Here is a 25,621-nt window from a genome sequence, read left to right on the forward strand (position 1 = left end):
ATTGAGGTGAACCTCATCGCACAGGCGCCGTTCCGATCGGATGCCGAAGCAGTAACCGACCAGGAGCATCCGGATCATCAGTTCAGGATCGATCGAAGGCCGACCGATGCTGCTGTAGAAAGGCGCCAGGTCCCGCCGGACCTGTTCAAGATCGACAAACCTGTCAATCAACCGCAGCAAGTGATCAGTCGGGATATGTCTTTCGAGCGAGAACTCATAGAACAACGCGGTCTGTTCGACTTGCCGATGCCCCATCATGATCTTCAGTCCTGCCAATTAGACAGACTGAATCACTGCTATCCTTGAGTCGCAACTGCCGCCTTTTTCAACAAAATCGGCCCATCAGCGAAGTAGCGGCGCACCTCGTCGAGTCCGCTTAGTGAGGCACGGCGGACTACATCTGCTCAGGTTGAGTCTTCACATTTTGACCCGAAGCCGAGCAAAGCTCCGGCCGTTGTCGCGTCGGCTGCTGAAGGTCTCTGAACGGCCCGCTTGGCCCGGCCTTCATGTCCAAAGGCCTCATCTGAGAACTGAAAGCAGTGAACCGCATTCGTTCCGAGCTGTGGAACCAATTCCACGCCGCTCTGTAATCTACCGGGGACGTGCAGCTAAGCGGAGACACAACGGTCGAACCATTAAGGTGTGCGCCACTAACCGTGGCGGGAGCCGAGATGCCATAACGCCGGCTGCGTCCGCCAAAATCCATCAACACACACCAACTTGGAGGATCAGGAATGTTGCAAGGAATGCGAAAATATTCGCTCGGCGCCGCAGCGGCAGCTGCTCTTTTTGTAATTCCAGTGTCGGCCTCTTCCCAATCAATTGAGGTTGGACCGGGAGGCGTCCGGATGGGAGGTGGGGAATGCGAGCAATTGCGGCGAGCTTGCGAAAACAAGGACGTGCTAGGTGAGCGGGGCGAAGGAAATTGCCGGAGATACCGGGAGACCTGCCAACGGCCAGTTCGGAGGGATGCGTGCGCCGAATTGCGACAAGCCTGCCTCAACAAGGACGAATTGGGCGAACGAGGCGAAGGAAATTGCCGCAGGTATCGCCAGACCTGCAGAGGACGCTTGTAAAGGGCGCTGTTTGTCGGTGTTGCATAGTGATCCGCCATCGCTCGACGCCGCTTCCGTGCACAGATCACCCGAAGGCCGCCTCAATCGGCGGCCTTCGTTCGTATCGGGCCAAGCCTGCGACGTCGCCTTCTGGCCCTTCGGCGAGTGGCAGCATCACTCCACGAAGTCCGCTTATCGAGGCATGGCGGACAAGATTTGCTCACGTTGAGTTCTTCGCATTTTGGACCCTGAGCGGACGCACCAGCATCTTTACCGCATGGCCGCGGACGGGGAGATCCAACGTCCCTGCTTCCGATTGCATCGGGTTGCGGTTCTGCCGCAATCGGGGATACAAAGTTACGGAGGGCTGCCTCCGTCCTGAATGGTGTGATCGCGAGCAATCCCTGTGCAGAGGTCCATCCCCCACCCGCAAATCTTGTTTATCGATGGCCTTCCTGGTTCCGGTAAGAGCATGGCCGCTGGGGCGCTGGGCGGTTCTGTCTCCAATAGTAGGGTTTTCGTCGAGAGCGCCCCAAACCATCCCTTGCTCGTCGGCAGGCCCGATCGAATGGGAGCAGCGTTCGCAGACATTCACAAGAGACACTCCGTGGGCTCGTTTGCCTCTGCAGCGCTCAGAAGGCTGGAGACCTTCCTGGAGAGCGTTGAGCATGATGTGCTGTACGTCTTTGAGAGCCATCCCATACAAAGCACGGTTCGGGTGCTTTTTCAGTTGGATGCGCCTCAAACGACCATCATCCGGTTTTGGTCAGATTTGCAGGATCGGCTGGCCGTCGTGCAACCTCGGCTGATCTACTTCCAGGAGCCCGATCCTTTGCAGGCCATAAAGGATGTCAGTCGAAAGCGAGGGCCAACTTGGGAGAGCTACTTTCTTGAAGCATTTCAGGAATCACCCTGGATGCAGGCGCGCTCCCTGTCCGACGCCGAAGGAGTGGATCGAATGGTTGTAGCGTATGCAGGTCTAATGGATGAGTTGGCAAATCTTTGGCGGTTTCCGAAATTAGAGCTCCCCGCGCGGCCGGAGGATTATGAAGCGCGCACGGACGTGCTGATCACGTGGGTCACCCGCCAGCCAACCGAGAACGGCAGCAGTGGCAGCCGCGCGCGTTCTCGATAATTATCCTTTGCTCGCTCCTGACCCGTGGCTGACCCCAGCTCAGAGCGCCCCGAGTTCTGCTTCCTGAAGGTGACCCGAACAGGGTGATGCGAGCGGTCCAAGGCAGCCTTTGACCCGAAGCTGACGTCACCTCGGCCATCGCTCGTTCTCTAACGTTCAGCTGCGAATATGCGCCACTCGCCCGGGATGCCCTTGAGGGATTGGTTACCGCGGTCGTTGAAGCGCAATCCAGAACCCGCTACCAGGTCTTTGACCGTGCTCGAGACCAAAACCTCGCTCCGACCGGCAAGCGCCGCAATCCGTGCGCCTATGTGAACAGCGATACCGCCAACATCGTCGCCGATCATTTCGCACTCGCCTGTATGAAGTCCAGCACGGACCTCTATGCCGAGCGGCTTGATCTCATCCGCGATGGCGCAAGCGCAGCGGACGCCACGCGCCGGGCCGTCAAAAGTTACGAGAAAGCCATCGCCGGTCGTCTTCACTTCGCGGCCACGGAAGCGGGCAAGCACGCGCCGGATCGTAGCATGATGGTCATCGAGCAGATTGCGCCAGCGCCGGTCGCCGAGGCTTGCAGCCTTCTCCGTCGAGCCAACAATATCGGTGAACAGAACGGTCGCCAGGACGCGATCCGCCTCGATGCGCGCCGGCGCGCCGGTGAGGAATTCTTCTATCGCGTCTGAGATCTTTTCTGCGCCGTCGCCAACGTAGAATATATGATCGACTCCCGGAAGCTCAACCAGCTTGGCACCCGGAATATTGGCGGCTACGTCGCGCCCACCGGCGATATCGACAACCTGATCTTCTGTGCGGTGAAGCACGAGCGTCGGTACCCTGACCGCTGGAAGGATGCCGCTGATGTCAATCTGGCTGTTCATACGCATCAGCGCGGTCACCGCGGCTGGGCTGGCACCGAGGCGTTCGTTGCGGCCCCACCATTGCTGGAATGCAGCGTCGTTGGCCCGCGATGGCGCAAATCGATGGATACTACCACCGGTGCCCCAGGCTTTCTCGACATACTCGAAGAAGCCTGCGAGGGCCTCCTCCGTCGGAAACCAATAAGAGAAGCGGGAAAAGCTGCCGTACAATACCAGCGCTCGGCAACGCTCGGGATAGCTCGCTGCAAACAACGCAGACAGGGGCGCGCCTTCCGAAATCCCGAGCAGCGCTGCCTGCTCCATACCGGTAGCATCCATGACCGCACGGAGGTCGTCCATGCGTACCTCGAGGCCGGGCAGCTCGGTGACGCGATCGGACCCGCCGGTACCGCGCTTGTCGAAGGTCACTACTCGGGCATAGCCACCCATGCGACGGAGGAACCGCGCAAAGTCGGGCTGGTCCCAGTAGTTCTCTACGTTCGACACAAATCCCGGAACGATCACCACATTAATCGGCCCCGCACCAAAGATCTGATAGGCGATGTGGACGTCGCCGCTTTTTGCGTATTGCGTAACCGGCTGCATGGATGTCCCCGCTGGCTCGCCCGGTTTTCCCGCGCGAATTGCAAAACTGGCCTGACGAGGGAGAAACAGCAAGTGCCGTGATGTAAGGAACGCGCGTTTTCGCTACCGCGAGGCGGTCTGATCGGTGAGGCAGTGGCTTCAACTGGCCGCACTTGGCGGCCGACACGTCCACCCCTTCAGCCCATCGCTTACGAGCCCGGGTATCCGCTTTCAGGAGATGAGCCGAACAGGTTATTCGCTCCGCCGAAGGCAGTCTTTGACCCAAATGCGACATCAGTCTCCTTTCGCCACATCTAGCTGTGGGATAAAATTCATGGTCTGGACCGAGAGGCTGGCAATGAGAAGACGCGAGTTCATCACGTTGGCCGGGGCGGTTGCGTCGTTGTGGTGGCCACTTCTAGGGTTCGTGCCGATGATAAGATAACCAAGATCGTCGTGCTCGGAGATTCTCTCACTGCCGGAAGCGGTATCCCTGCTGGCCATCGTTTCACAGAGCAGCTTGAATTTGCACTGAGAGCCAAAGGACAATTGGCCGCTGTGATCAATGCTGGTGTGGGTGGCGACACGGCTGCAAGGGGGCTTGCTAGGTTGAACCGGTCAGTCCCCGATGATACCGACGCGGTGATTTTAGAACTTGGTGCGAATGACATGCTCCGGGGAGGCGATCCAACTGTCACTCGCACGGCGCTCGCGGAGATTCTACGTAACCTCGAAGCCCGGAGAATTGCAGTGCTTCTTTGCGGGGCGCGGACCCGCACCACCTTTCGAGACGAATACAAGAACGCATTTGCCGCGATGTTTTCTGGCCTTGCCAGTGAACACAATGTGCTGTTCTTACCCGGCTTTCGACGATGCGTTTGTGGACGATGCTCAACTCAAGCTGTTGGACGGCCTGCATCCTAACGCAGCCGGGATCAAAGCGCTCGTCACGCGCATATTGCCGAATGTCGAAACCCTGATCGACCGGACGCGTCGTAAAGTCCGTTGATCTTGTCCAGCGAACACCTACCAATGTCGTCGACGACGTCCCACTCAGAGCCTGACCGCCGCCGCGGAAGGCGACCAGCGCAGCAGGTGGGCCCCGACTGGAACCTCCGATCACCAAACAGGCGTTTACCGAAGCGGACGCAGAGCAGGTCTATTCGTCAGGGTCAATCGACCGCTCGCGCCGCCCAACATGGCGCAAGTGTTCGAGCGGTATATCGCAATATCTCTGACTGAAGAAATTGGTCAGGTATCGCACGGCAGATGTTGAGGTTTGCGGAAGACGAATGCCGCAAGCGTAATCGTTCTCAGATGGATTTGAACCCCTCAGAGTTGCGGCGCGAGGCGCTGTCACTGCAGAGGGCCTCTGCATATCAATCGGTTCGTGAGGAGCTCGCCGTTTCAGCCAGCAATAAAACTTTGGGCGGAGGTCTACTGCGCTATCATTTCAGTAAGGAGCTGTGATGCTGATCCGCTGTTGGCCCGCGGGCGAAGTCGCGATAACCTCCGGCACATCCGCAGTTTGGCGCCAGACCTACTATCGGGAACACGCGCCCAACCCGACGCGAATGACCCGTTGCAGATTTTCTTTTTGCCTGCCAGGGTCTAAGGTCTTGTTTCATCGCCAAAGTGTCTCGATCAACATCGGGCGAGTTCAGCATAGGTACTGAATTGCTGGTTTGTTCCCACCGTGAGCGGGTGGCGTCCGTGTTGAGCCCGACGTTGTCCTAATCAGTTATGAGAGGCGCCTGAAGTTCGCTATTCAACCAAAAGCGACATGGGATAGTTTGCCTGCACATGAAAGAGATACTGGCCCATCTTGAACTGCTTCGCGTGCAAATCGCTGACTGCGAGCGCCTGCAACAGTCAGCAAAGAGCCCGCTTAGGCGCGACGTCTATACGCGGGTGCTCTCTCGTTACAAGGCCATCGCAACAGAATTAGAGCAAGCGATAGCGCGGCTGCCACCTGCTGCTGGGACGACCCGTCGTCGCCCGCAAAATCGACATGAGGAAAAGTAAGGCCGCTCAGTTGGCGATTCGTCCGCTTAGTGGCTTATGGGCGGACAATGGACTCCAGCCGGGTTCGTCGCCTTCTGTTCAATGCGAAACTATCGGGAAAGCTCCGGATCATCATTTCCGAACTTCTCAAGCGCGGCAAACCACAAGGCAATGCGGCTCCATTAACGAGCCGGGCTCGGATGGCTTTTGCCTGACCGAGGTGTGGACCATAACCAATTTTGAAGCGGGATCGACCAAAGATTTGGCCTCGGATACCGAGCAGCGCGAACCTGCGCTGCTCTCCGGGAAGGATCCATAGTTGGTAGCCATATCCAAAATAAGCGGTCGCGACTTTCGCAGAGAGCTGTTTATCAGCGGGTTTGACCGTTGTTGCGTCCAAAATCCATTGCTGCGGGACCAACTGGCGACCTTCCTAAGTGCCGTCGTGGGCCAGCAGTCTGCCCGAAACGAGCATAGTCGCGCAAGGTTGCGTTGAAGCAGCAGAAAGCTATCTCCTGGCCGCCGCCATCGACGGCCCATGAAGCGTCAGCTTCGGGGCCGGCGAGCGTACCCGGTCGACCGGATGGCTCAACGCGGAAGACGTCGAGGTGTGACTCACAACCGGCTTTGAACGCGACCCACGCGCCCTTCTTCATGGCGAGCTCTCTGATCCAGTCGGCGTCATAGCCACGGTCGGCAAGGAGCATTGACCCGACTTTCAAATGGGACAGCAGTTTTCGGCAAGTCGAACGTCGTGGGCCTCACCGGAGCTCAGCGCCAGTCGTACCGGCAGACCATTGCTATCGACCACCGCATGGATTTTGCTGGTCAAGCCGCCGCGTGACCTCCCCATCGATTGGCGCTGATTTAGTCTGATGCAGGCTCCATGCTGATGCACACGGACGATGGAGGTGTCGATCATCTGGACAGCGGCATCGTGGGCCGCGGCAAGTGCGTCTATGATGCGGCCCCAGACACCAGCCCGCCGCCAGCGAACAAAGCGGTTGTAGCAAGTGGTGTACGGACCAAACGCCTCCGGGAGATCACGCCAGGGCGCTCCGGATCGTAAGACTCAGAAAATTCCACTGATGACACGGCGGTCGTTTACCCGGGGAATGCCACGCGGCTTGTTCGGCAGCATCGGCCTGATGGTGGTCCATTCATGATCCGTGAGTTCGTAGCGCATGATTCAAGCCCCCAGTTATCAGAGGTTTGAATCACGGCAGCTCGGCCGGAAGCAACGCTCCTAGCCAATCCCCTGATAGGGCTTATCGGCAGAAGCGTATATCAACTGACCGACGAAGCCCGTTTCTCCTATGTAGCCCCTAAGACAGACGCAGCAGGTGAAACACCGTTAACTTTTGCTGCGAGGAGGACGTAGCCATGCTGCAGAAGCGAAGACGGATCAAGCATACCATGACCTTCGATGAGCGACTGGCCAAGTCGGCTGCGCAACTTAAAGAGCAAGCCCGGGGGATGCCGCCTGGTCGGGAGAAGGACGCTCTAGTAAAACGAGCGCGCCAGACCGACGTCGCAGTTCATATCAACGAATGGCTCACGTCACCAGGTTTGCGCCCACCGCGATAAATGACTGATCGTCGGCTTTACACAGTCGGCAACGACGGGCAATTCGTGGCATGCCGGGTCTTTTCGTGCGAAATGACGACGACGCGATTGTATGGGCAAAGCAGTTGATTGACGGAGCCCCCGCGAGCTTTGGAGTCTCGCTCGGTTCGTAATCAGGCTTGAGCCGAGGTATATGGCTCGGACCCTCATTAAAGTAGCTTATCGTAATTCAATCGAACCGCTTCGTAGCATTCGCAGGCGCTTTCCCTCAGTCCCTCAACGTTGAGGATTTCGATGCGCCCTCGCGTGTACCTGATCATCCCGGCTTGTTGCAGCGTATGCGCGACCGGGCTGACGCTGGTTCTGTTCCTGCCCAGCATTTCCGCCAGAAATTCTTGGGTGAATGGCAGGGTGTCGCTTTCAGCCAGATCACGAGCCCGGAGCATCCAGCGGCAAAGCCGGGCTTGAGTGTCATGTGCGGCCATACATGCCGTCGACTGTTGAGCTTGTGCGAATACGGTCTGTTCATGCCGAACGAGCATGGCGATCAAAGCGCGGCTTTGAAATGCCGCGGTCTCCAATGCCTTGGCGCTACACTCCAAGGCGTTGCCAGGCAGCTGAATGATTGCGCGGTTCAGGGATATTTTCCCGTCGAGCGCGGCTCCCGCTCCGACAACGCCATCGCGGCCGACCATTGCGGCCTCGACTGACTGTCCCGTTGACAGGGGCACGACTAATGACACCACGCAGGTCAGCGGGAAGTATACGACAGGTACCGGATCGCCGGTATCAAACAAAATGCGCTGGTGCTCAAGTTTGACAGGCCGGAGGTGCGGCTTGAGGACTTCGAGGTCGGCAGCTGACAAGGCGCCGAGGATACGGTTTGATCCGATCATTGAAAGCTCTCGCGCAGTAAGGCGGGAGCATTTCAACTCTCAGTCACTGACGCCCAATATCGTGGCCAGCAATGTCTCCTTCTTACGCTCATTCGGGCGGCACGTCTGTAGTGCGATGGACATAGCGCGGGCTGTTTCACTGACGGGGCGGGACCGCTACGCCTTTATGAGGCTATCCAAATGGCTGTTTGGAAACGAACTCAGGAACCATTGTGCGCCGCTTTACTTAGCATTCGTGGCCCCAAAGACCACCGAAGAGGTCAAGTGGCCACAGTTTTAGTCGTTGAGGATGAAGTTCTAATCAGGGATCTTGTGGCGGGAGACCTCCAAGAGGCTGGGTTTACCGTGGTCGTCGCAAAAAACGCTGATCATGCCATCGCCATTCTGGAAGCCCGCAAAGACATCCATTTGCTATTTACAGGCATCGAAATGCCGGGTTCCATCAACGGGCTGAAGCTCGCCGCTGCTGTCCGGGACAGATGGCCTCCGGTGCATATCATCATAACTTCCGGGAAGTTGAGGCCGCTTGAAATTCCGGCAAACGCGCTTTTCATCGCAAAACCTTACCTCGGAAAGAATGTTGTTGCCGTGATGAGAACCTTTGAAAATACGTCCCACTAGCTGCCGTGGTCTACAGTCCTGCCACTTGACGCATAGGTCTCTGTCGCAGCGGATACTGCCATTGTCGCCTCACGCCCTTGGTTTATGGGTACACGTCTTAGCAAGACCGAAATTGACGATTGGATGAATGGAGAGCGTCGGATCGCGTGGCTCCGGTCCCAAGGTTACGCGAAGTGACTTGATGACTCCTTCCTCCAACTATCTTTGCGGCGCGACACGGTTATCGCTAGTATTTAGAGCTGACCTAATTTGGTTCCAGTATCTGGAACTGACTATTTACTTTAAGGTCTGGGGATCGATGCCCCGCCCTTGGCTATTATCGGTGACTGAGAGTTCTGAAAGCTCCCGCCCTCAACAATCGCGGTGAGCTATGTTTGAGAAGTGTGAAGAGATCGATCTGCGCATTGCGCGCTACAAGTACATAGCATCACGCATCAACGACCGAATTGCGGTCGATGGCATAGCTGAATTGATAGAAGCTGCGCTTGCCAAGAAGGCGGCTATCCATCGCGAACCGGAGGAACAGTAGGGCCGCCTTGAACCTAAACGCCAGCGCCCCGTTAGCGTCTACTGGAGGATTGCAGTTTCCAGTTCCACCGTAGCGCCACTGAGCATTATTCGGCTTGGTGGCGTTTTCGTTTAGTGGCGCATTTCTAAATTCAGGGCGGTTTATTTCGGCCAGTACCGATGGGAGCTGGCCTGTTTCCAACCTCGGTGGCCCAGTTTGATTTCAGCAGTGGCCTATTTTGGTTCGTCGCCATGGTGCCCAGCGATCACCGCCCAAACAGGCGGAGAAGGTTCGATCCCAGTTGCTCTCCCTCCGCCATTGGTCTCATCTCGTCAGCTTCCATCTCCCGTCTCCGGCCCGCTTCAGCACGGGATCGCTCACCCGCACATGCTCGGCGAGAAAATCAATGAACGCACGGACGCGTGCCGGGAGCGGCGCGGTGTGGCCGACATAGACGGCGTGGATGTCTTCGCGGTCGCCGGGATTGTGGCTTTGCAGCACCGGGACGAGGCGGCCCGATTCGATGTCGGGGCCGATGTGGAAGAGGGCGAGGCGCGCGAGGCCGACGCCGCCCAGCGCAAGGCGGCGCGCGGCTTCGCCGTCGCTGGCGCGCGCGACGGGCGGCGGCACCGCTTCTTCGGTGTGGTCGCCACGCTTGAATGGCCAGCCCCGGATACTGCGCGGAAACGTCCAACCGATGCCGCGGTGATCAGCTAGGTCGGCCGGCGTCCTCGGCGTGCCGCAACGTGCGAGATAGTTCGGCGCGCCGACCACGACCATGCGGCTGGTGCCGAGTTTTCGGGCGACGAGACGTGACGCACGCAACGGGCCGACCCGGATCGCGACGTCGGCGCGCTCCTGCATCAGGTCGATGACCGTATCCGTGAGCACGAGATCGAGCGTGACGTCGGGATGCTCTTCCAGGAACCGCGGGATCAGTGGCATCACATGCAGCATGCCGAATGGAATGTTGCTGTTCACCGTGAGGCGGCCGCGCGGGGCCGCACCGGAGGCCGCCTCGCGCTCGGCTTCCTCCATCTCTGCGAGGATGCGCACGGCCCGTTGGTAGAACGCCTGCCCTTCTTCGGTCAGGGTCAGCTTGCGTGTGGTGCGGTTGACGAGGCGCGAGCCGAGCCGTGCCTCCAGCCGTGAGATCAGCTTGCTCACGCCCGATGGCGTCAGGCGCAGTTTTCGACCGGCCTGGGTGAATCCGCCGAGGTCGACGACGCGGACGAAGACCTCCATCTCGGCGGAGCGGTTGGTGTCGAAACGGCCCATGTTGAATTCACGTCACAAATGATTGGATTGCGGCCATGCTAACGGTTTTGCCCACGCGCGGCTATCTGCGTGGCTCGTCTCATCCATCGGAGCCACGCATGCCTTCCGCCGTCCTTGCGCTCACCGCCGGTGCCTTTGGCATCGGCACCACCGAATTCATCATCATGGGCCTGTTGCTCCAGGTCGCCGCCGAGATGCACGTCTCGGTGCCCGTCGCGGGCCTGCTCATCTCCGGCTATGCGCTCGGCGTGTTCGTCGGCGCGCCCGTCCTGACGCTGGCGACGCGGCGAATGCCACGGAAAACCGTGCTGCTCGCGCTGATGGCGATCTTCACGCTCGGCAATGCGGCCTGCGCACTGGCACCGAACTACGAATTGCTGATGGCCGCGCGCGTGTTGACTTCCCTTGCCCATGGTACCTTCTTCGGCGTTGGCTCGGTGGTGGCGACCAGCCTCGTCGCCGAGGACAAGCGGGCCTCGGCGATTGCCACCATGTTCATCGGCCTTACGGTCGCGACATTGCTGGGCGTGCCCTTCGGCGCCTGGGTCGGCCTGATGCTCGGCTGGCGCGCGGCGTTCTGGGCCGTGACGGTCATCGGTGTGATCGCCTTTGCCGTGGTTGCCGCGCTGGTGCCCGGCCATGTCGGCAACGGCGACAAGCCGGTCTCGCTTGCCGACGAAGTCTCGGTGCTCGGCCGCCCGCAGGTGCTGCTCGGCCTTGCTATGACCGTGTTCGGCTTTGCCGGCCTGTTCGTCGTCTTCACCTATATCCAGCCGATCCTGACGCGCTTCACCGGTTTTTCGGAGGCCGCGGTCTCACCGATCCTGCTGGTGTTCGGCGTCGGCCTCGCGATCGGCAACGTCGCCGGCGGCAAGCTCGCCGACCGCGGGCTCGCCGGCGCGCTGATCGGGACGCTCGCTGCGCTCGCCATCGTGCTTCTTGGCCTTGCCGCCGCGCTGTCGCTCAAGATCGCCGCGGTCGTGCTGATCCTGCTGCTGGGCGTCGCCGCCTTTGCGACCGTCGCCCCGCTCCAGCTTCGCGTGCTGGAAGCGGCAGGCCCAGATGGCCGCACGCTCGCCTCCAGCCTCAACATCGCCGCGTTCAATCTCGGTAACGCTCTCGGCGCCTGGGCCGGCGGCGTCACCATCGATCGCGGACTCGGCCTTTCGGCGCTGCCTCTGGTCGCAGCCGGCATCACCGCTGTCGGTCTCCTGCTGGCGCTGTGGAGCCTCCGGCTCGACCGCGCCCAGGCCGCCGTTGCGGCTTGCCCCGCGGAATAGCGCAGCGGTGCGTTCGCGGACAATTCGCCGCGTCGCGCCATCGCGCCATGCAGAAAACGCACCTGTACACGTCCTTTGGCCATCCGTAACGTCTGCGGCGCAATTTCAGGAGATGCGACGTGGCGAAGGCGACGACCAAGAAGAAAACGGCTTCGAAGAAACCGGTAAAAACCTCCAGCAAGAAAAGCACAAGCCGCAAGGCCGTCGCTGCAAAGAAGGCAAAGAAAGCCACGCGGCTCAAGCCGGCCTCACCGCGCCGTCCCAAGGGGCCGGCTTGGCAATGGTCGGCGGTCGAGACCGCGGCTGCGATCCGCTCCGGTGCAATCTCCGCCGTCGAGACGGTCGAAGCGCATCTCGAACGCATGCACGCCGTCAATCCAAGGCTGAACGCCGTCGTCGTCGATCTCTCCGAAGAGGCGTTAAAAGCGGCGCATGCGGCCGACAGGCAGCGCGCAAAGGGCGGCGAGCTCGGCCTCCTGCATGGCGTGCCTGTAACCATCAAGGAAAATGTCGACTACGAAGGGCGGCCAAACTTCAACGGCGTTCCCGCTAACAAGGACCTCATCGCGCCGTCCGATTCCCCCGTGGTGCGCAACTTGAAAAAGGCCGGCGCGATCGTGATCGGGCTCACCAACACACCGGAATTCTCCTTCCGCGGCTTCACCGACAATCCTCTGCACGGGCTGACGCTGAACCCCTGGGATCCGAACGTCACCTGCGGCGGCTCCTCGGGCGGTGCGGGCTCGGCGGTGGCGGCCGGCATCGGCACCATCGCCCATGGCAACGACATCGGCGGATCGCTGCGCTGGCCGGCGCATTGCAACGGTGTTGTCACGATCAAGCCGACGCAGGGACGGATCCCCGCTTTCAACGGAAGCGCCATCGCCGAGCGTCCGATGCTGGCGCATCTGATGTCGGCGCAGGGGCCGCTCGCCCGTCACGTCGCCGACGTTCGTCTCGCGCTGGAGGTGATGAGCCAACGCGATCCGCGCGATCCCTGGTGGGTGCCGGCGCCGCTCGTCGGGCCGAAGCCAAAGGGGCCGATCAAGGTCGCGCTGGCCAAGATCCCCGATGACATGGACGTTGACCCGCAGGTTGCCGCGGCGCTGCGCCAGGCCGCGGATCATCTCGAGCGGTCCGGCTATCGCGTCAGCGAGGTCGAGGTGCCCGACATCAACGGCGTCTGGCAGACCTGGTGCGACATCATCACCAACGAGACCGTTGTGATGCAGGAAGCCAGCATGCTGAAGGTTACGTCCGAGGATTTTCACAAGGCCTGGGGCGGCATGAGGACCAAGGCCAACGTGCTCGATCTCAAAGCCTGGATGCAGGCGACGGCCGCGCGCAACGGCCACATCCGCGCCTGGCAATTGTTCTTCGACGAGTATCCGGTCGTGCTGGCGCCGACCACGGTGAAGCCGACGCCGGGCCCGCGCGAGGACACCGTCAGCCCCGAGCGCGTGCGCGAGATCTTCTGGGGCGAGATCCGCTTCATCTCCGCGATCAACGTGCTGGGCCTGCCTGGCGCGGTGGTGCCGGTGGCAGTGCATGACGGCAGGCCGATCGGCGTGCAGCTCATTGCCGGGCGCTATCGCGAGGATCTCGCGCTCGATGCCGCGGCCGCGATCGAGAAGCGCGCCGGCGTGCTCGCTCATCGACTGTGGGAGACGATGGCCTGAAGCTAGGCAGGTTGTCGACGGGTTGACGGTGCACCCTCTGCCCTTATGCGGTCCCCAAAACCCGTAAGGGAGAAGGGAAAAGCAACGCCGCGGGCGCGGCAACCTCGTCAATTCGTTAATCCAGTTTAACCCGAATTCTGGCCACCTCGCCAACAAGCGTTAGGGTTACTTCCTCGATCTCTAGGCGAATTATTGTCCGCTTTACCACCCCCCTCTAACAGGAGGATGGCGGACAACGCACGCGCCTCATACAGGCCGATAAGTGCGGCCCGCTCCACGCGGAGGTGGCACGATGCGCAACGAGACGATCGCTATTCACGCCGGCTACGAACCGGAAGCCACAACGCACGCCGTCGCCGTGCCGATTTACCAGACCGCAGCCTATGCCTTCGACAGCGCCGATCATGGCGCGGCGCTCTTCAATCTCGAGGCCGAGGGCTTTCGTTACAGCCGCATCGCCAATCCGACCAGCGCGGTGCTGGAGAAGCGCATCGCGCAGCTCGAAGGCGGCGTCGGCGCGCTTGCGGTTGCGACCGGCCAGGCGGCGCTGCATTTCGCCTTTGTCAATGTCGCCGATCACGGCGGCAACATCGTCTCGGTGCCGCAGCTCTACGGCACCACACACACGCTGCTCTCACACATCCTGCCGCGGCAGGGCATCACTGGCCGCTTCGCCGAGAGCGACCAGCCCGAGGCGATCGAGAAACTGATCGACGAGAATACCCGCGCCGTGTTCGCCGAGACCATCGGCAACCCCGCCGGCAATGTCTGCGACATCGAGGCGCTGGCGAAAATCGCGCATTCGCATGGCGTGCCGCTGATCGTCGACAACACGGTCGCAAGCCCGATTCTGCTCAAGCCGTTCGACTACGGTGCCGATATTGCCGTGCATTCCCTGACCAAGTTCCTCGGTGGCCACGGCACCACGCTTGGCGGCGCCATCGTCGATTCCGGAAACTTCCCCTGGGGGAAACACGCCGACCGATTCCCGGCTTACAACAAGCCGGATGCGTCCTATCACGGCCTCGTCTATGCCGAGCGCTTCGGCAGGACCGCCTACATCGAGCGCGCGCGCAGCGTCTATCAGCGCACCATGGGTTCGGTGCTCTCGCCTTTCAATGCCTTTCTGCTGCTCCAGGGCATCGAAACCGTGGCACTGCGCATGGAGCGCCACGTCGAGAACGCCCGCAAGGTCGCCGAATTCCTCCGTGGCGATTCGCGGGTGGCCTGGGTCAATTACACGGGGTTCCCGGACAGCCCCTATTATCCGCTGGTGCAGAAATATCTGAACGGCAACGCCTCTTCGCTGTTTACCTTCGGCATCAAGGGCGGCATGGAAGCCGGCAAGACCTTCTATGATGCGCTGAAGCTGATCACGCGGCTCGTTAATATCGGCGATGCCAAGTCGCTGGCCTGCCATCCGGCGTCGACGACGCACCGGCAGATGTCGGCAGAGCAGCAGCGCATAGCGGGCGTGCTGCCGGAGACGATCCGCCTGTCGATCGGCATCGAGCATTCCGCAGACATCATCGAGGATATCGATCAGGCGCTGGAAAAGGCCTGTCCGTCGTCGCGTCTGCAGGCCGCGGAGTAGGCGGCGGCGCCAATGACGATCTTGATCGACAGGGATCAAGTCATATCAAGCCCGGCACTGGTGCCGGCCGAAGGTGATCTCGCGCGTGATCGCGGCGCCGAGCTGACCATCGGGCTGATCAACAACATGCCGGACCCGGCGTTGAAGGCGACCGAGCGGCAGTTCATGAAGCTGCTCCAGGCGGCTGCAGGCTCGCGTCGCATCCGCTTCCACTGCTTCTCGCTTCCTTCGGTGAGGCGCTCGCCGGACGCCAAGTGGCATATCGAGAGCGAATATTCCGATCTTGCGGATCTCAGGCGCCGTAAATTCGACGGGCTGATCGTGACCGGCGCCGAGCCGGTCGCGCCCGAACTCGACCAGGAGCCGTACTGGCGCGACCTGACGGAGCTGATCGACTGGGCCAAGGTCAACACGCGCTCGACGATCTGGTCGTGCCTCGCCGCGCATGCGGCGGTGCTGCACCTCGACGGCATCGCGCGGCGGCGGCTGCCGAGCAAATGTCACGGCATCTTCGACTGCGAAGCCGTGACGCGCGATCCGCTGACGCGCGGTGCGCCTATGCCGCTCAAGGTCTCGCATTCGCGCCTGAACGAGATCGCCGAGAGCGAGCTCGTGGAAGCCGGGTACCGGGTGCTGACGCGCTCGGAAGAGGCCGGCGTCGACGTCTTTATCCGCCAATATGCCAGCCGCTTCGTGTTCTTCCAGGGCCATCCGGAATATGACGGGCTGTCGCTCCAGCGCGAATATCTGCGCGACGTCGGCCGCTATCTCGCCCGTGAGCGCGAGAATTATCCGAATTTGCCCGTGAGTTATTTTGACGCAGCGACAGAAGAGAAGCTGGCCCGCTTCGAGAAACAGGCACGGCACCAGCGCCATCCCGCGCTCACCAACGAATTGCCTGCGCTGAATTTGCGCGCCGATATCGCCGCCGGCACCGCAGCGGCAGCGTTATTCCGGAACTGGCTGCAATATCTCGGTACGGATGCCGACGTATCGGTCCCTGCGTGCTAGCCGAAGGGTGTTGGCTCCATGTTAGGATTACCCGAGCGTTAGGCTTGCCTCAACTAGCGCGCGAATGTTTCAGTAGCGAATATGGAATCACGGGAAACGCAGCGTGTGGTCGTCACTCCAGGGACGCGTGAGCAATCGGCTGGCTCGGCATTTCCGCGCCGCGCCGCACCGGTTGCCTGCGCGCGCCCCGATGGTGAGCTTCACCTTCGACGATGCTCCAGATAGCGCCGCAGGCGAGGGTGCCGAACTCCTCGAGAAACATGGCGGTCGCGGCACATTCTACCTCTCGGGCAGCCTGATCGATCAGCCGTCGGATCATTGGCAGGGCCTGTCGAATGACGCGATCGTGCGGCTTCACCGCGCCGGCCACGAGATTGCCTGCCACACCTTCTCGCACCAGAGCGCGGTCGATCTCGACGAAGCCGCCATGGAACGCGAGATCGAGCGCAACCGCGACCACTTCCGCAGCATTGATTCCTCGATCATGCTGGAGAACTTCGCCTATCCGTATGGTCTCGCCTCGGTTTGGCGCAAGCCGCAGCTTGCAAGAGCCTACCGTTCGGCGCGCGGCATCCTTCCCGGCGTCAATCACGGCGTCATCGACCTCCAGTTTCTGCGTGCTTCGCCCTTGATCGACCGCGACATCGATACGACAGGCATCGATCGCTATTTCGACGAGGCGGTCGCAAGCGGCGGATGGCTGATCTTGTACGGCCATGACGTCGCCGACAGGCCGAGCCCCTATGGTTGCACGCCGCATTTGATGTGCCATGCGCTGAAGGCGGCCGAGAAGCGCAGTGTACCGATCGTGACCGTCGCGGAGGCGCTGCGAAGGATCGGGGCATAGCGGCTGTTCTTCCCTTTTCCGTTGTGGAGAAGGTGGCGCGAAGCGCCGGATGAGGGGTATGTCGCCGCGAAACAAGTCTCATCGAATGCGCAGTCAGAGACCCCTCACTATGCGGCGAGCCACTCTCTCCCACAAGCGGAGAGGGGAACACTATACCCTGCCGCGCAAACGGTCTTGCCATGCCCGCTCGGTCGTGCGACTGGCGTTGACCGAAAGCTCAATGTCCTCACGCCCATGTCCTCTCCTTCCACCGCTCCGCTGTCCGCTCTGGCCAACGGCCGCGACGCGCTGTCGGTCTTGCATTCGGTGTTCGGCCTGCCGGGGTTCCGCGGCGCGCAGGGTGAGATCATCCGGCACGTGAGCGAAGGCGGCAATTGCCTTGTGCTGATGCCGACCGGCGGCGGCAAGTCGCTCTGCTATCAACTCCCCTCACTGCTGCGCGAAGGCTGCGGCATCGTGGTCTCGCCGCTGATCGCGCTGATGCGCGATCAGGTTGCGGGCCTGATCGAATCAGGTGTCAACGCGGCCGCGCTGAACTCGTCGCTGACTCCGCACGAAGCTTCGGAGGTGGAGCGCCGCCTGATCGCGGGCGATCTCGACCTGCTCTATGTCGCGCCGGAACGGCTGGTGACGCCGCGCTGCCTGTCGATGCTGGCGCGGGCGAAGGTGGCGCTGTTCGCGATCGACGAGGCGCATTGCGTCTCGCAATGGGGCCACGACTTCCGGCCCGAATACGTCGGTCTGTCCATCATCGCCGAGCGCTTTCCCGATGTCCCACGCATCGCGCTGACCGCGACAGCCGACGATCTGACCCGCAAGGAAATCGTCGAGCGGCTTCAGCTTACCGGCTCCCCGCAATTTGTCTCCAGCTTCGACCGGCCCAACATCCGCTACGAGATCGTCGACAAGCGCAATGCGGTGTCGCAGCTGAAGGAGTTCATCCGCGAGCGCCACATGGGCGATGCCGGCGTGGTCTATTGCCTGTCCCGCAACCGCGTCGAGGAGGTCGCTGCCGCGCTTCAAGACGCAGGCATGGCCGCGCTGCCCTATCATGCCGGCCTCGACAGCAGCGTGCGCTCCCGGAATCAGGACCGCTTTCTCAACGAGGACGGCATCGTCATCGTCGCGACCATTGCGTTCGGCATGGGCATCGACAAGCCTGACGTGCGTTTCGTCGCCCATCTCGATCTGCCCAAAAGCATCGAAGCCTATTACCAGGAGACGGGGCGTGCCGGCCGTGACGGCAAGCCATCCGCCGCCTGGATGGCCTACGGCCTCTCCGACATCGTGCAGCAGCGCCGCATGATCGACGAGTCGAACGCTTCCGACGAATTCAAGCGGGTCTCGATCGGTAAGCTCGACGCGCTGGTCGGCCTTGCCGAGACGCCGCATTGCCGGCGCCGGCGGCTGCTCGCCTATTTCGGCGAGATCGTGATGGCCGAGAGTTGCGGCAATTGCGACAATTGCCTGATGCCGCCGAAAATGCGCGACGGCAAGGTGCTGGCGCAGAAGCTGTTGTCCTGCGTCTACCGCACCGGCCAGCGCTTCGGGGCAATGCATTTGATCGACGTGCTGGTCGGGCGCCTGACCGAGAAGGTGACGCAGTTCGGCCACGACAAGCTGTCGGTGTTCGGCATCGGCCGCGAGCTCAACGAAAAGCAGTGGCGCACGGTACTGCGGCAATTGGTGGCAATGGGGCATTTGCAGAGCGACAGCGAAGCATTCGGCGCGTTGAAGCTGACGGACTCTTCGCGCGGCGTGCTGCGCGGCGAAACGGAAGTGTGGCTGCGCGAGGAGGCGCCCGGCACCCGCATCCGTTCGAGCCGGGCCAAATCGCGCCGCGGCGACCTCGCGCCCGCGGCGAGCGCGCCGCAAGGCGACGTCGATCCCGAATTGCGCGCGCGGCTGCGCTCCTGGCGTTCCGACGTCGCCCGCGAGCGCGGCGTGCCCGCCTATGTCGTGCTGCACGATGCCACCATCGACGGCATCGTTCGGGCCTGGCCGACGACGCTGGATGAACTCCGCAACGTGCCCGGGATCGGTGACAAGAAGCTCGAGCATTACGGCGACGAGCTGTTGCAGATCGTCAGGGCGAGGTAGCGAGTAGTCTTCGCCCAACGCGATCCTGTGGCTCTCGGTGCCGGATCTGTGCTTATGCTTGTCCGGGACGACAGCCGTGTATGCGGCGAGATCTGCGCCACCTCACCCATTCCTGAACGCATAGGCATACCCGTTCAACGCGGGCGCGCCGCCGAGATGGGCGTACAGGATCTTCGCGCCCTGCTCGAAATAGCCCTTCTTCGCAAGGTCGATCAGGCCCTGCATCGACTTGCCCTCGTAGACGGGGTCGGTGATCATGCCTTCGAGCCGCGCGGTGAGGCGGATCGCTTCCTTGGTCTCTTCCGACGGCACGCCATAGGCGGGATAGGCATAGTCCTCGATCAGCACGACGTCGTCGGGGACGAGCTCCTTGCCGAGCTCGACGAGCTTTGCGGTGTTCTGCGCAATCTCGAGCACCTGGGCTTTCGTCTGGCTAGGCGTGAACGACGCATCGATTCCGATCACCTTGCGGGCGCGGTCGTCGGCGGCGAAGCCGACCAGCATGCCGGCATGGGTCGAGCCGGTGACGGTGCAGACGACGATGTAGTCGAATTTGAAGCCGAGCTCCTTCTCCTGCTTGCGCACTTCCTCGGCGAAGCCGACATAGCCGAGGCCGCCGAATTTGTGCACGGAGGCGCCAGCGGGAATCGCGTAAGGCTTGCCACCCGCCGCCTTCACCTCCTCGATCGCCTGCTCCCAACTCTTGCGGATGCCGATGTCGAAGCCGTCGTCGACCAGGCGCACGTCGGCACCCATGATGCGCGAGAGCATGATGTTGCCGACGCGGTCATAGACCGCGTCCTCGTGCGGTACCCAGGCTTCCTGCACCAGACGGCACTTCATGCCGAGCTTGGCGGCGACCGCCGCGATCATGCGGGTGTGGTTGGATTGCACGCCGCCGATCGATACCAGCGTGTCGGCGTTGGAGGCGATCGCATCGGGAATGATGTATTCGAGCTTGCGCAGCTTGTTGCCGCCATAGGCAAGGCCTGAATTGCAGTCCTCGCGCTTGGCGTAGACCTCGACTTGACCGCCGAGATATTTCGATAGCCGCTCAAGCTTCTCGATTGGCGTCGGACCGAAGGTGAGCGAATAGCGCGCGAATTTTTTCAGCATCATGGGTCATCCCGATTGGCATTGAGCTGGCCGCAGCGATTAGCACTTGCTACAAGAAAGGTGCTCTCAAATGCTGCGTCAATATTGCGCCGTTGCTTGCGAAAACGACATCAATTACCCTTACTTGTTCCGTAATGATGGATAGGAATGAGAGATTCTTCCATGCCTTCCCGTCTCGACCGTATCGACCTTAAGATATTGCGATTGCTTCAGAATAACGGCCGGCTCAGCAATGCCGAGCTGGCCGAAACCGTCGCGATCAGCCCCGCCACCTGCCATCGCCGCACCCAGCGCCTGTTCGAGGACGGCTTCATTGCGACCGTGCGCGCCATGGTGGCGCCGAAGAAGGTGGCCAAGGGCACGCTGGTGATGGTCGGCGTCGTGCTCGACCGCTCGACCCCGGAGAGTTTTGCCACTTTCGAGCAGGCGATTACAAAACTGAAATTCGTGCTTGATTGCCACCTCGTCGCCGGCGATTTCGACTACTTCCTCAAGATCCGTGTCGGCGACATGGAGGATTTCAATCGCATCCATGGCGAGCAGCTGATCGCGCTCCCCGGGGTGCGCCAGACCCGCACCTTCTTCGTGATGAAGGAAGTCGTCGACAACGCGCCGCTGGAGTTTTAAGCGCACCCGTCACAGCAACTTCACTTGCCCTGCGCGCGCATGCAGGCGAGCCTCGCATCTTCTCAAAGAGGAGATCGCAGCCGTGCGCCTTCCCATTCTCGATCCCCAGAATCTGGCCGACGAACAGAAGCCGCTTTATGACGACATGCGAGCCGGCATCAAGGACCATTTCAAGGGTTTTGTGAACATGCGCGACGACGGCGCGCTGCTGGGGCCGTGGAATCCCTGGCTGCGCGAGCCGCGCTTCGGTAAGCCGGTATGGGAGCTGGTCAAGGCGATCGCGTCGAACCCGCTGCTGCCGGCGCCGGTGCGCGAGGTCGCCATCCTCGTCACCGGCTCGCATTTCCGCTCCGGCTACGAGCTCTACGCCCACGTGCTGGTCGCCGAGCAGCGCGGCTTGTCCGACGAGAAGCTCGCGACCATCGTCGCCGGACAGCGGCCGGTCGATCTCACCAGGCAGGAGGCCGTCGCCTACGACATCGCGTCCGCGTTGGTCGGCGGCGGTGTTCTGCCGGAATTGACCTGGCGCGCCGCCGTGAAGGAGTTCGGCGAGCACGGCGCGGCCGAACTCTCCTATCTCGTCGGCGTCTACTGCATGGTCTCGGTCACGCTCAACACGTTCGACGTTCCGGTTCCGGAGTGAAGCCTGTTCCGGCAATCACTCCGCTGCCTTGCTTGCAGGCGGCGGGGGCGCGAAGGCGATGCAGCGATTGCGGCCCTCGGCCTTAGCCTGGTAGAGCGCGTGATCGGCCGCACTCATCAGTGTGTCGATGCCGGACATGCTGACGGTGGCCTCCGCGATGCCGATGCTCACGGTGACGCCGAACTGAACCTTTCCGGCGACGATCTGCGCGCTTATCACGTGTTTGCGGATGCGCTCGGCGACAATCCTCGCCCGGGACAGGCTGGTTTCGGGCAGAAGCACGGCGAACTCCTCGCCGCCGAGGCGGCCAACGATGTCCGACTTGCGTTTGCCGTCGAGGCACGCGGCCGCAACCGCCTTGATCGCGACGTCGCCCACCGCATGGCCATGGCGATCGTTGACCGACTTGAAATGGTCGATGTCAAGCATCAACACCGAGACGGAGCGATAGTAGCGCTGAAAGCGGCTCCATTCCGCACCGAGACAGTCGAGAAAGTGGCGGCGGTTGGAGAGGCCGGTGAGCGGATCGGTGGTGGCGAGCGTTTCCAGCAGCGCGGCTTTTTGCGTCAGATCGGTGATGTCGACATAGGTCAGCATGCGGCCGCCATTGGCCATCGTCGTACAATGGGCCCTGATGCGCCGGCCATCCGGCGTCTGCAGGTCGCGGACATGATCGCCGGCCTTGACCTCTTCGACGCGTCGCGCCGGAAATTTCGCGAGTTCGTTCGTCGGAAGATTGGGCGCGCTGGCGCGATGCAGGCGTCGCACCAGCGACGAATAGGTCGGTCGATTCGCGGCCTCCTCGTCGCTGACCTCCCAGAACCGCCGCATACGCCGGTTCATGAACGTAGCGTGCAGGTCGGAATCGAGAAGGAGGACTCCATCCTGAACATTCTCCAGCGCATCCCGCAGCAGCTTCAGCTCGTCGGAGGTGCGCACAATGTCAGTGACGGGCGTGTAGGTCAGCATGCGCCCGCCGTCGGGCAAAGGCGTGACCTGTACGCGCACCACATCGCCATTGGTCCGCCGTAGGTCGATAGGCGTCGGATCGCCCGCCTCGATCACACGGACGCGTTCCGCCACCAAGGCATCGAGCTCAGGATCCGGCACCTCATAGGCGCCGGTGTCACGTCCATGATGAAGCAGCGTGAGAATGGAAGGATTGCTGTCAGCAACCTCGTCTGGCAGGCGCCACATCTGACGAAACGACCGGTTGATCAGACGTGCCCTGAGGCTTGAGTCGAGCAGCACGATGCCCGTCGGCACATGATCGAGCGCGGCGCGCAGCGCCAGCATCTGGCCGCGCATCAGCGCGTCGGACGAGCGTTCCCGCTCCTCGCCACTCGGGCGCTCGACGCTGCCTGGCAGCTCGAAGGCGGCTCCGACCTGACGGTCCGATCGCCAGATCACGCGGCAGGCCAATATCTTGCGTCCCGCGACCCTGAGCTGGAATCGCTCGGGTACGCCGAGGCCGCTCTCCATCTCGAGCGTCGCAGCCTCCTCGGACAGCCGGCGCACGACGCAGTCAATCGACGACTGGCCGAAATTGAAGAAGATCTTGCCAGCAAGGAACGTCCGTTCCGGAAACAAGCGGGACATTCTCAGCCTCCAGGGCGAAACGAAAACCGGTCTCAGTATGGCGCAAGGTTCCTTGCGGCGATGTAACGCAATCAGTGTTTTCCGATGAAGGCTAACAACCCGTTGACGCGGGATGCTGCGCACCGGCGCAAAAACCCTTTTGTGATCAGGGCTCTGTGCCGGGTCACGTGCTGTCCTCCGGTTTGGGCCGGGATGCGATGTCCCGCGCGCCAGCTGGATGGACGTGATCGGTCCGGCGGTATCTGCAATCGATGGACTACACCGATACGCGCAGTTACCCTGTCGTGATCGCACCGACACATTCGCCCGCCAGAGTGCAGGCTGGACAATGGGGAACGACAGCCATGAACACGTCACGCCGCATCGTGCTCGCCGGACTGGCGGGATTCGCCGTCGCGCCAACCGCCGCAGGAGCCGCCCCGGCGCCGGCAGTTGATGACGTGACGGTGGCCGAGGAACGGTTCGCACGCATGATTGCGGCCGCACATGCGCCCGATCTCACTTGCGCGCGGCAGGCCGAGCGTTATGCGGACGCGCATTGGCCTGAGTATGTCGTGGCTGCCAGGGCCGTGCTCGGCGCGCGCGTGTGATTCACGCTGTTACTTCTCGACCGCGCGCCTGACCTGCTCGCCGATTTGCGACAGCACGAGCTGCGCCTGCGGCAGGATGGCGCCCATGGCGTGGAAATTGTGAATCATGCCGTCATGGCAAGTGTGCTCGACGACCACGCCCGCGGTCAGCAGCTTGCGCGCATAGGCGTTGCCTTCGTCACGCATCGGGTCGAATTCGGCGGTATGGATGATCGCCATCGGCAGGCCGGCGAGCCGTGTCGCGCGTAGCGGCGAAATGCGGGGATCGGCGGCATCCAAACCCTGAGGCAGATAGTCGGCGAGGTCGGCTTCCATGGTGGGGCGATCGATCAGGTGGCCCTCGGCGAACGCCTCGCGCGACGGCGAGATCTCCTCGAAATCCAGCACCGGGCAGATCAGGCATTGCGCGACGATGGAGAGGCCTGCGTTCTGCATCGCCTCCTGGCACACGATCGCAGCCAGCGTGGCGCCGGCGGAATCGCCGCCGACCACCAGCCGTTCCGCATCGATGCCGAGTGTTGGCGCTTCACGCGCGACCCACTCGGTGGCGGCGATCGCATCGTCGACGGCGGCAGGAAATTTGTGCTCGGGCGCGAGCCGGTAGTCGACCGAGACGAGGCGGCAGCCGGTCGCATGCGCCAGCGCCGCTGCGATGCGGTCGTGTGTGGCGATGCTGCCAGCGACGAGGCCGCCGCCGTGAAAGAATACGAATCCCGGCATGCGTTGACCGGCACTTGCGGGCGCATAGAGGCGATAGGGCAGCTCGCCGCCAGGACCCGGCAGCCTACCGTTGGACGTCGTCACATCCGGCGCATCAGCGCGCGCGAACTGCATCAGTTTCGCTAGCGACTGCCGCCGTGCCTCGACGCTCGGCCGGCTTCGTGTCGGCGGCGCGGCGGCAGCCATCATGGCCAACAAGCGTTTTGCGAGCGGATCGAGCGGCATGGATCTTTCATTCTCCGACAAGGGAAGAGGGTAACTATCTTCCCGCAGGGAATCATTTAGAAATTGCGACCAATAGTGGCGCTGTAGTGCGGCATCACGCCAGGGAGGCCGGTCATGGCCGAGATCAGGAAGCCCATCGAATATTCACCGAGCTGGACCTTCTTCGACGGCAAATGGCAGGACGGCAATGTGCCGATCATGGGCCCGCGCACGCATGCGGCTTGGCTCGGCTCTGTCGTGTTCGACGGCGCGCGTGCGTTCGAGGGTGTGGCGCCCGATCTCGACCGCCACGTCGCCCGCGCCAATCAATCGGCGGTCAACTTTGGCCTCAAGCCGGTGGTCGATACCGACACCTGGCTCACGCTCGCGCGCGAGGGCATTGCGCGCTTTGCGGCCAACGCCGAGCTCTACATCCGTCCGATGTATTGGGCGCAGCACGGTTCGGGCGGCGGCGTGCTGTTCGATCCCGAGACTACCAATTGGTGCCTGTGCATCTACGAGGCGCCGATGCCAAAACCCGTCGGCAACGCCATCACCCTGTCGCCGTTTCGCAGGCCGACCGCCGAATGCGCGCCGGTCGAGGCCAAGGCCGCCTGCCTCTATCCGAACAATTCGCGCGCGCTCGCTGAGGCCCCTCGCGCGGCTTCCAGAACGCGTTGATGCTCGACATGCTCGGCAATGTCGCCGAGTTCGGCAATTCCAACGTGTTCATGGCCAACGACGGCGTGGTCTACACCCCCGTGCCCAACGGAACGTTCCTCAACGGCATCACGCGCCAGCGCGTCATCAACCTGCTTCGCGCCGACGGCGTCGCCGTGGTCGAGAAGACGCTGCGCTATGCCGACTTCCTCGCTGCTGACGAGATCTTCTCCACCGGCAATTTCGCCAAAGTCGCGCCGGTTGTCCGCATCGACGAGCGCGAACTGAAGCCGGGTCCGTTCTACGCCCGGGCGCGAAAACTCTATTGGGATTTTGCGCATGCGGTGAAGCTAGCGGCGTAGCTGCCATTACTCCGCTGTGATCGCCCGACTTGATCGGGCGATCCAGTATTCCAGAGACAGTTGTGACTCCTCGATAGGCGCGGC

Annotated in this window: 20 protein-coding genes and 2 pseudogenes; 13 read left to right on the plus strand and 9 right to left on the minus strand. The window is 61.9% G+C overall.

Features of this window, described 5'->3' with window-relative positions:
* The coding region (locus IVA92_RS15480; RefSeq protein WP_247276240.1) for a transposase at window positions 1–258 on the minus strand (258 nt) is incomplete at its 3' end.
* Window positions 259–1,662: 1,404 nt separating this feature from the next.
* On the opposite strand from IVA92_RS15480, the gene IVA92_RS15485 reads away from it, so the two are divergent.
* Window positions 1,663–2,190, plus strand: coding sequence for a hypothetical protein (locus IVA92_RS15485; RefSeq protein ID WP_247276241.1), 528 nt, complete (start codon window positions 1,663–1,665; stop codon window positions 2,188–2,190).
* Between the two features lie 149 nt (window positions 2,191–2,339).
* On the opposite strand, the gene IVA92_RS15490 is transcribed toward IVA92_RS15485, so the two are convergent.
* Window positions 2,340–3,653: an adenylate/guanylate cyclase domain-containing protein gene (locus IVA92_RS15490; protein ID WP_247276242.1), complete on the minus strand. Its 1,314-nt coding sequence runs from the start codon at window positions 3,651–3,653 to the stop codon at window positions 2,340–2,342.
* A gap of 435 nt (window positions 3,654–4,088) precedes the next feature.
* On the opposite strand from IVA92_RS15490, the gene IVA92_RS15495 reads away from it, so the two are divergent.
* A complete protein-coding gene (locus IVA92_RS15495; protein ID WP_247276434.1) occupies window positions 4,089–4,556 on the plus strand; it encodes a GDSL-type esterase/lipase family protein in 468 nt (155 codons plus the stop codon).
* Between the two features lie 1,718 nt (window positions 4,557–6,274).
* Here the strand turns inward: IVA92_RS15495 and IVA92_RS15500 are convergent.
* Window positions 6,275–6,822 (minus strand): annotated as a pseudogene (locus IVA92_RS15500) (IS5 family transposase); the annotation flags it as partial.
* A gap of 589 nt (window positions 6,823–7,411) precedes the next feature.
* Entirely contained in the window at window positions 7,412–8,098 is a 687-nt protein-coding gene (locus IVA92_RS15510; RefSeq protein ID WP_247276243.1) for a Crp/Fnr family transcriptional regulator, read from the minus strand.
* A gap of 264 nt (window positions 8,099–8,362) precedes the next feature.
* Between IVA92_RS15510 and IVA92_RS15515 the strand changes: the two genes are divergently transcribed.
* Window positions 8,363–8,719 carry a response regulator gene (locus IVA92_RS15515; RefSeq protein ID WP_247276244.1) on the plus strand — a complete coding sequence of 119 codons (357 nt, stop codon included), beginning with the start codon at window positions 8,363–8,365 and terminating at the stop codon, window positions 8,717–8,719.
* Window positions 8,720–9,146: 427 nt separating this feature from the next.
* Here the strand turns inward: IVA92_RS15515 and IVA92_RS15520 are convergent, their stop codons facing one another.
* Window positions 9,147–9,428 carry a hypothetical protein gene (locus IVA92_RS15520; RefSeq protein ID WP_247276245.1) on the minus strand — a complete coding sequence of 94 codons (282 nt, stop codon included), beginning with the start codon at window positions 9,426–9,428 and terminating at the stop codon, window positions 9,147–9,149.
* 123 nt (window positions 9,429–9,551) lie between these two features.
* Entirely contained in the window at window positions 9,552–10,505 is a 954-nt protein-coding gene (locus IVA92_RS15525) for a LysR family transcriptional regulator (RefSeq protein ID WP_247276246.1), read from the minus strand.
* A 98-nt stretch (window positions 10,506–10,603) separates the two neighbouring features.
* Here IVA92_RS15525 and IVA92_RS15530 point away from each other — a divergent pair, with 98 nt between their 5' ends.
* From IVA92_RS15530 to recQ, 6 genes are all read left to right on the plus strand, one after another.
* On the plus strand, window positions 10,604–11,785 hold the full coding sequence (locus IVA92_RS15530) for an MFS transporter (RefSeq protein WP_247276247.1): 1,182 nt from the start codon (window positions 10,604–10,606) through the stop codon (window positions 11,783–11,785).
* A 119-nt stretch (window positions 11,786–11,904) separates the two neighbouring features.
* Window positions 11,905–13,464, plus strand: coding sequence for an amidase family protein (locus IVA92_RS15535; protein WP_247276248.1), 1,560 nt, complete (start codon window positions 11,905–11,907; stop codon window positions 13,462–13,464).
* A 292-nt stretch (window positions 13,465–13,756) separates the two neighbouring features.
* Window positions 13,757–15,058 (plus strand): O-acetylhomoserine aminocarboxypropyltransferase/cysteine synthase family protein, encoded by a 1,302-nt coding sequence (locus tag IVA92_RS15540; protein ID WP_247276249.1) that lies wholly within the window; start codon window positions 13,757–13,759, stop codon window positions 15,056–15,058.
* 12 nt (window positions 15,059–15,070) lie between these two features.
* A complete protein-coding gene (locus IVA92_RS15545) occupies window positions 15,071–16,069 on the plus strand; it encodes a homoserine O-succinyltransferase (RefSeq protein ID WP_247276250.1) in 999 nt (332 codons plus the stop codon).
* 103 nt (window positions 16,070–16,172) lie between these two features.
* A complete protein-coding gene (locus tag IVA92_RS15550) occupies window positions 16,173–16,916 on the plus strand; it encodes a polysaccharide deacetylase family protein (RefSeq protein WP_247276251.1) in 744 nt (247 codons plus the stop codon).
* 234 nt (window positions 16,917–17,150) lie between these two features.
* A complete protein-coding gene (gene recQ / locus IVA92_RS15555; RefSeq protein WP_247276252.1) occupies window positions 17,151–19,016 on the plus strand; it encodes a DNA helicase RecQ in 1,866 nt (621 codons plus the stop codon).
* Window positions 19,017–19,118: 102 nt separating this feature from the next.
* On the opposite strand, the gene IVA92_RS15560 is transcribed toward recQ, so the two are convergent.
* Window positions 19,119–20,132, minus strand: coding sequence for a 1-aminocyclopropane-1-carboxylate deaminase (locus IVA92_RS15560; protein ID WP_247276436.1), 1,014 nt, complete (start codon window positions 20,130–20,132; stop codon window positions 19,119–19,121).
* A 162-nt stretch (window positions 20,133–20,294) separates the two neighbouring features.
* Between IVA92_RS15560 and IVA92_RS15565 the strand changes: the two genes are divergently transcribed.
* Window positions 20,295–20,759 (plus strand): Lrp/AsnC ligand binding domain-containing protein, encoded by a 465-nt coding sequence (locus IVA92_RS15565; RefSeq protein WP_247276253.1) that lies wholly within the window; start codon window positions 20,295–20,297, stop codon window positions 20,757–20,759.
* Between the two features lie 82 nt (window positions 20,760–20,841).
* Window positions 20,842–21,402 carry a carboxymuconolactone decarboxylase family protein gene (locus IVA92_RS15570; RefSeq protein ID WP_247276254.1) on the plus strand — a complete coding sequence of 187 codons (561 nt, stop codon included), beginning with the start codon at window positions 20,842–20,844 and terminating at the stop codon, window positions 21,400–21,402.
* 15 nt (window positions 21,403–21,417) lie between these two features.
* On the opposite strand, the gene IVA92_RS15575 is transcribed toward IVA92_RS15570, so the two are convergent.
* Complete coding sequence (locus IVA92_RS15575) at window positions 21,418–23,001, minus strand: sensor domain-containing diguanylate cyclase (RefSeq protein ID WP_247276255.1); 1,584 nt, start codon at window positions 22,999–23,001, stop codon at window positions 21,418–21,420.
* Between the two features lie 344 nt (window positions 23,002–23,345).
* On the opposite strand from IVA92_RS15575, the gene IVA92_RS15580 reads away from it, so the two are divergent.
* A complete protein-coding gene (locus IVA92_RS15580; RefSeq protein ID WP_247276256.1) occupies window positions 23,346–23,591 on the plus strand; it encodes a hypothetical protein in 246 nt (81 codons plus the stop codon).
* A 9-nt stretch (window positions 23,592–23,600) separates the two neighbouring features.
* On the opposite strand, the gene IVA92_RS15585 is transcribed toward IVA92_RS15580, so the two are convergent.
* On the minus strand, window positions 23,601–24,536 hold the full coding sequence (locus IVA92_RS15585; RefSeq protein ID WP_247276257.1) for an alpha/beta hydrolase: 936 nt from the start codon (window positions 24,534–24,536) through the stop codon (window positions 23,601–23,603).
* A gap of 114 nt (window positions 24,537–24,650) precedes the next feature.
* On the opposite strand from IVA92_RS15585, the pseudogene IVA92_RS15590 reads away from it, so the two are divergent.
* Window positions 24,651–25,537: pseudogene (locus IVA92_RS15590) on the plus strand (branched-chain amino acid aminotransferase).
* The last annotated feature ends 84 nt before the right edge of the window (window positions 25,538–25,621 follow it).

Source organism: Bradyrhizobium sp. 154 (genome assembly GCF_023073875.1).
In the GTDB taxonomy this organism is placed as follows: domain Bacteria; phylum Pseudomonadota; class Alphaproteobacteria; order Rhizobiales; family Xanthobacteraceae; genus Bradyrhizobium.